Genomic DNA, 2,028 nt, shown 5'->3' with positions numbered 1-2,028 from the left:
AGGCGGCTTTTCTACCAATCCAAATTCAGCCGCAGTGGGTTGATGTTGGGGAGGATTGAGTAACCAACGACGATGAGATTCTAACTTTTTGATTTGGGCGTAACCATAACCCGAATAGGTTTGTTTGATGCGTTTAGAAAGAAATAATTGTCGATGTTGCTGCAATATTTTTCCTACTTCTGTCAGGTGAACATAGTCTTTAAACCAGAATAATTCTAAAATATTGGGATTATTATCAATCGCTAATTTTAAGAACTTTCTGAGTTCATAGATACAGGTATCTTTGGCTAAATAAGGAAACGTTTGAGATGGGGTTGTATCCCAGCCTTTATCCTGTTGTTCGATGTGACTTAATCCCAAATAATAGGGTTTTGTCGCAATAAAAATGCCGCGATAGTCATAGTCAGAGGTAGCTGTTTCTAACCCATAACCTCGTGAACCTGTTAAGGCAATTAAAACCGTTCTATTTTCAATGTCTTCACGATTCATTAATTAGTTAAACGAACAACTTCTGCTGATCGTTCCTCACTTGTATAAAACTGTATTATGTTTGTAGTATATCACAAGAATAACGAACCTGCAACTATTCCACATCCACCAATGTAGGGGTTATTGTGTAGAAATCTATGTTTTTGAGGCAGAAACCTGAATCAACCCACCCCACTTGTCTCAGGTTAATTTTTTCGGGTTAAAACAATTCCCGCTAAAATCAGGAAACCTCCGATCAAAAAAAAGCTTATATCGTATATAATAAAGTTGGGAACTTGGCGAATATGATGCAATCTCAAGATCGCATGAAAAACAACACTATCAAATAAATTAAATCCTCCCCAACCTATTAGATTCCAGCCAATAAATGCGCGAGTTGACAGTGAAAAACTGGGATTTTGCTTAATACTTTTCCACAACAAACCTAAACCCGCTACAGTAATTGTAAACATTCCAGCATTAAAAACACCATCCGCAACAGTATTTGTTTCTAATCCGGCGAGGGTATTTGTGGGGACGAGATTGGCGATCATGTGGTGCCATTGCCACAACTGATGCAATACAATTCCATCGATAAACCCGCCCAAACCAAAGCCGAGTAAAAAACTTGCAAAAATTAACATTTTACTTTCGGAAGTAGTCGAGTCTAAGTTTTGCTTGCTTGTTTCATTTGTCATTATTTTATAACTCCTTGTCGCCTAATTTCAGTGAGATTCGGATGAATTAATGATTGTTTGAATGTTTAGAAATATAAGTGATTAAAAACTCCTTCATTTGCGGAAATGTATTGCAATCAAAACCCATTTCTTTACCCTGTTCTAGGATGGTATCTGCCGATATATTTTCTTTAATCGCAATATACATTAACCCCATTGCACCCGAACGCAATCCACTTTTACAATGGAGTAAGACAGGTTTCGGAAGGTAATCAATTTGTTGTATAATTTTATCGGCAAGTTCCTCTGTAATCCCATTAGGTTTGACGGGAAGATTAACATATTCTAATCCGGCTGCTTCTGCTTGTTTCTCCTCATCACTGAGGAAACCTTCTTCTTGAGGAGATCGAAAGTTTAGCACGGATTTAAACCCGGCTTGTGCTGCTTGTTGCAATTGGGTCGGTGTAACTTGATTAGTCGCAATTGAGAGTTGCTCATTAATTTTTTTAAGATTTTCCATGACTGTACTTATCCTTTGTGACTTAATCCCCTAAATATAATACTCCCCCGGAGTTAACCCGAGGGAATCTTCTTTCTACGATTCGACTTTCAATATATCGAGCGTTCAAAGTTAAAGTGTGTGCTAGTTCTTTTAGTTAGAAGACTCAGAACCCCGTAGACGTTCTAACTCGAGTCGCAAAGCGGCAATTTGAGCGGTGAGTTCTTGAAGGTCTTCAGCCGAGTCAGGTTCAGAAACCGAGACTGGGGTTGTAGTCATAGACGATGAAGACGTTGAAGTTGTCGTCTCAGTAGCACCAGAATTGCTTTGTTGCTCTAAGATTGTATCAACAAACTTGCGAGCTTCTTCCTCGGTTTGTTCTCC

3 protein-coding genes and 1 pseudogene are annotated in these 2,028 nt (G+C 38.7%); all 4 read right to left on the bottom strand.

Features of this window, described 5'->3' with window-relative positions:
• A partial coding sequence (locus tag M595_RS27215; protein WP_023069813.1) for a nucleotidyltransferase domain-containing protein occupies window positions 1–489 on the bottom strand: 489 nt, incomplete at its 3' end.
• Between the two features lie 185 nt (window positions 490–674).
• Window positions 675–1,166, bottom strand: coding sequence for a DUF2243 domain-containing protein (locus M595_RS27210; RefSeq protein WP_023067806.1), 492 nt, complete (start codon window positions 1,164–1,166; stop codon window positions 675–677).
• A gap of 46 nt (window positions 1,167–1,212) precedes the next feature.
• Complete coding sequence (locus M595_RS27205) at window positions 1,213–1,665, bottom strand: protein tyrosine phosphatase family protein (RefSeq protein WP_023067812.1); 453 nt, start codon at window positions 1,663–1,665, stop codon at window positions 1,213–1,215.
• 132 nt (window positions 1,666–1,797) lie between these two features.
• Window positions 1,798–2,028: pseudogene (locus M595_RS27200) on the bottom strand (hypothetical protein); the annotation flags it as partial.

Source organism: Lyngbya aestuarii BL J (assembly GCF_000478195.2).
Lineage (GTDB): Bacteria > Cyanobacteriota > Cyanobacteriia > Cyanobacteriales > Microcoleaceae > Capilliphycus > Capilliphycus aestuarii.
Note: the sequence above shows the minus strand (reverse complement) of the source record. Positions and strands in the feature narration are given on the sequence as shown.

Coding starts and splice junctions, on each gene's coding strand:
- M595_RS27210 (WP_023067806.1), bottom strand. CDS start 1,166: ATGACAAATGAAACAAGCAAGCAAAACTTAGACTCGACTACTTCCGAA.
- M595_RS27205 (WP_023067812.1), bottom strand. CDS start 1,665: ATGGAAAATCTTAAAAAAATTAATGAGCAACTCTCAATTGCGACTAAT.